General features: G+C 64.2%; 3 protein-coding genes. All 3 read right to left on the bottom strand.

All coding sequences use genetic code 11. The features are described from left to right. Positions 1-75: 75 nt before the first annotated feature. The 3 genes from tpx to VJS90_RS19425 all read right to left on the bottom strand — a co-directional run bounded on the left by tpx (position 76) and on the right by VJS90_RS19425 (position 3462). Complete coding sequence (gene tpx / locus VJS90_RS19435) at positions 76-576, bottom strand: thiol peroxidase (RefSeq protein WP_324123258.1); 501 nt, start codon at positions 574-576, stop codon at positions 76-78. A gap of 160 nt (positions 577-736) precedes the next feature. Next, the gene (locus VJS90_RS19430) at positions 737-2026 is read right to left on the bottom strand and encodes a serine/threonine transporter (RefSeq protein WP_324123257.1); all 1290 of its coding nucleotides are present in this window, start codon (positions 2024-2026) and stop codon (positions 737-739) included. A gap of 236 nt (positions 2027-2262) precedes the next feature. Then, complete coding sequence (locus VJS90_RS19425) at positions 2263-3462, bottom strand: amino acid aminotransferase (protein ID WP_324123256.1); 1200 nt, start codon at positions 3460-3462, stop codon at positions 2263-2265. Between the last annotated feature and the right edge of the window lie 133 nt (positions 3463-3595).

The following is a 3595-nucleotide window of genomic DNA, read 5'->3' as shown; positions in this document are numbered from 1 at the left end:
CCTCACTCGTGGGGGCAGGCCGCTCAAGGAGCGGGCCTGCGCCTGGGGCCACAAGCGCAGCCCAGGGGCACGACGTTACTTCAAGACCGCCAGCACGGCCTCATAGTTCGGCTCTTCAGCGATTTCCTTGACCAGCTCGCTGTGCAGGACCTTGTCGTTTTCGTCCAGCACCACGACCGCGCGAGCGGCCAGGCCGGCCAGCGGGCCGTCGGCGATGGCCACGCCGTAGTTCTCGAGGAACTCGCGACCGCGCAGGGTCGACAGGTTCTGCACGTTCTCCAGGCCTTCGGCACCGCAGAAGCGCGACTGGGCGAACGGCAGGTCGGCAGAAATGCACAGCACCACGGTGTTGCCCAGGTCATTGGCCTGGGTATTGAACTTGCGCACGGACGTGGCGCAGGTAGGGGTGTCGACGCTTGGGAAGATGTTCAGCACCTTGCGCTTGCCAGCGAAGTCCTTGAGGGACTTGTCGGCCAGGCCGTCGCCTACCAGGGAGAACGCCGGGGCCTGGGCACCTGCCTGTGGCAGCTGGCCGTTGACCTGGACCGGGTTGCCTTTGAGAGTGACTTGAGCCATGAACGGGATCCTTGTACAGGTTTGAAAGGACCCTGAGTTAAGCATGAAAGCGCCGAACCACAAAATGCCCCGGGCGCAAATTGTTAAGGCGCCGGGCATTTCCATCGGGCAAAAAAACGCCCGGGTGGCGCTTGCCAACCCGGGCCTGGACACACGCCGGTCAGCCCAGCAGTGCGTCAACCACCGAATAGACCACCGAGGAAACGGCCGCGAGACCGATCACCACGACAAACACATTGGACAGCGCACCGCTGTACTTGCGCATGGCCGGGACGCGACGGATGGCGTACATCGGCATGAGGAACAGAATGGCGGCGATCACCGGGCCACCCAGGGATTCGATCATGCCCAGGATGCTCGGGTTGAGAGTGGCGACGATCCAGCACACCACCAGCATCAGCGCTGCCACGATACGGTCCAGGGACTTGGCACCCGGGCGCCGCCCGGTCTTGGCGATGATGCCCTTGAGGCCCTCGCTGGCGCCGATGTAGTGGCCCAGGAACGACTTGGCGATCGCGACGAAGGCAATCAGCGGCGCGGCGAACGCGATGGTCGGGTTGTCGAAATGGTTGGCCAGGTACGACAGGATCGACAGGTTCTGCGCCTTTGCCTCGGCCAGCTGGGCGCTGCTCAGGGTGAGCACGCAGCTGAACACGAAGAACAGCACCATCGCTACCATCAGCAGGTGCGCGCGCGACAGGATCTGCCCGCTGCGCTCGTCGGCGTGCTCGCCATAGCGGCGCTTCTGGTCGACGGCGAACGCCGAGATGATCGGCGAGTGGTTGAACGAGAACACCATCACCGGAATCGCCAGCCACATCGTGTGCAGGAACGCCGAACCGTTCGGCACCTGGTTGACGGTGTCGAGGATGCCGCCGTTCCAGTGGGGAATCAGGTACAGCGCCAGCAGCGCCAGGGCCACGATGAACGGGTACACCAGCAGGCTCATGACCTTGACGGTCGCCTGCTCGCCGCAGCGAACGATCGCCAGCAGGCCGAGGATCAGCACGAACGACAGCAGCGCCCGTGGCGGTGGCGTCATGTGCAGCTGGTGCTCCAGGAAGCTGCCGACGGTGTTGGTCAGGGCGACGCTGTAGATCAGCAGGATGGGGAAGATGGCCAGGAAGTACAGCACGGTGATCATGGCACCGGCGCTGACGCCGAAGTGCTCTTCGACCACGTCGGTGATGTCGCTGCCTTCGCGCCCGGAGAGCACGAAGCGGGTCAGGCCGCGGTGAGCGTAGTAGGTCATCGGGAAGGCCAGCATGGCCAGGATCAGCAAGGGCCAGAAACCGCCGAGGCCGGCATTGATGGGCAAGAACAGCGTGCCGGCGCCGATGGCCGTGCCGAACAGGCCCAGCATCCAGGTCGTGTCGTGACGGGACCAGCTGCCAAGCGCAGCGGGTGTCGATTCAAAGCGTTGTTCAACGCTTGGGGCCTGCTCATTCATCCGGGTGCAACTCCACTCGCAAGACTGCAACAGGCTGAGAGTGGCAATCAGACACTTCGCCACCTCAACCGAAAAAAGGGGGCGCGATTGTGCGCTGAAAAGGTGCTGTTGCAAAGCCCTGGCCGAGGGGCGGTTGCACCTTTGGCAACTGACCCGCCCCTTCACAGGGCGGGTTATCGGGTTGCCTGAGCGTCGAGACGGGCCCGTTCAGGCAATCAGGGATCAGCGTGGCGGGCTCAAGCCGCCTGCACAGCCGCGAACGCTTGCGCCACCTGATGCAGGTTGTCAGGACGCAGCCCTGCCATGCATACCCGACCGCTGTCGATCAGGTACACCCCGAACTCGTCACGCAGGCGACGCACCTGCTCGACACTGAACCCGGTGTAGCTGAACATGCCGCGCTGGCGCAGCAGGTACTGGAAGTCCTGACCTGGCAGCAGCACCGCAAGCGCATCGACCAGCCCCTGGCGCATGTCGAGGATGCGCTGGCGCATCTGCTCGACTTCCGCGACCCATTGGGCGTTCAAGCCGGCATCACCCAGCACGCCCGATACCAGCTGGGCACCGAAGTTGGGAGGGCTGGAGTAGTTGCGACGCACGGTCGCCTTGAGCTGGCCGAGGACACTTGACGCGGTATCGGCGTCGTCGCAGACCACCGACAGGCCCCCTACCCGCTCGCCGTACAGCGAGAAAATCTTCGAGAACGAGTTGCTGACCAGGCAGGGCACGCCGGCACGTGCCATCTCGCGGATTGCATAGGCATCCTCTACCAGGCCGTCGCCGAAGCCCTGGTAGGCGATGTCGAGGAACGGGATGAGGTTGCGCGCCTTGACCACTTCGACCACTTGCTGCCACTGCTGCTGATCCAGGTCGACACCGGTGGGGTTGTGGCAGCATGGGTGCAGCAGCACGACGCTGTTGGGCGCGAGGCCTTGCAAGGTGGCGAGCATGCCTGCGAAATCCAGGCCGCGGGTGGCCTGGTCGAAGTACGGGTAGGTGTGGACCTTGAACCCGGCACCTTCGAAGATCGCGCGGTGGTTGTCCCAGGTCGGATTGCTGACCCAGACCTCGGCCTGCGGGAAGTAGCGCTTGAGGAAGTCGGCGCCGACCTTGAGCGCGCCGGAGCCGCCCACCGTCTGCACAGTGGCGACACGGCCGTCCGAGACGGCGGGATGACCGGTACCGAACAGCAGCGCCTGGATGGCCTGGCGGTAGCTGGCCAGGCCTTCCATTGGCAGGTACAGCGAGGCTTCATGGGGCTGACCCGCCAGTCGCTGCTCGGCCTCGGCTACGGCCGCCAGTTGCGGCACAACGCCGGCGGCATCGTAGTAGAGCCCGATACTCAGGTTGACCTTGTCGGCACGGGGATCGGCCTTGAAGGTCTCCATCAGCGACAGGATGGGATCGCCGGCATAGGCATCGACATGTTTGAACACAGCGCACAGCTCCTTGAATCAGGACAGTTCGGAAATGCTTGAGCGAGGATACCCGCAGTTGCGCCCAAGGAACATCACCTTGGTGCAACAGCGTCAGTGCAAGGCTGCACGACCCGCCAGGTGTGTCCCTTGC

Origin of the sequence: Pseudomonas sp. (genome assembly GCF_035277045.1) — a bacterium.
Lineage (GTDB): Bacteria > Pseudomonadota > Gammaproteobacteria > Pseudomonadales > Pseudomonadaceae > Aquipseudomonas.
The sequence above is the reverse complement of the archived record's forward strand: the minus strand, read 5'-3'. Positions and strand labels throughout refer to the sequence as shown.

Excerpts from the sequence above, each read along its gene's own strand:
- tpx (WP_324123258.1), bottom strand. The coding sequence starts at position 576 with ATGGCTCAAGTCACTCTCAAAGGCAACCCGGTCCAGGTCAACGGCCAG.
- VJS90_RS19430 (WP_324123257.1), bottom strand. The coding sequence starts at position 2,026 with ATGAATGAGCAGGCCCCAAGCGTTGAACAACGCTTTGAATCGACACCC.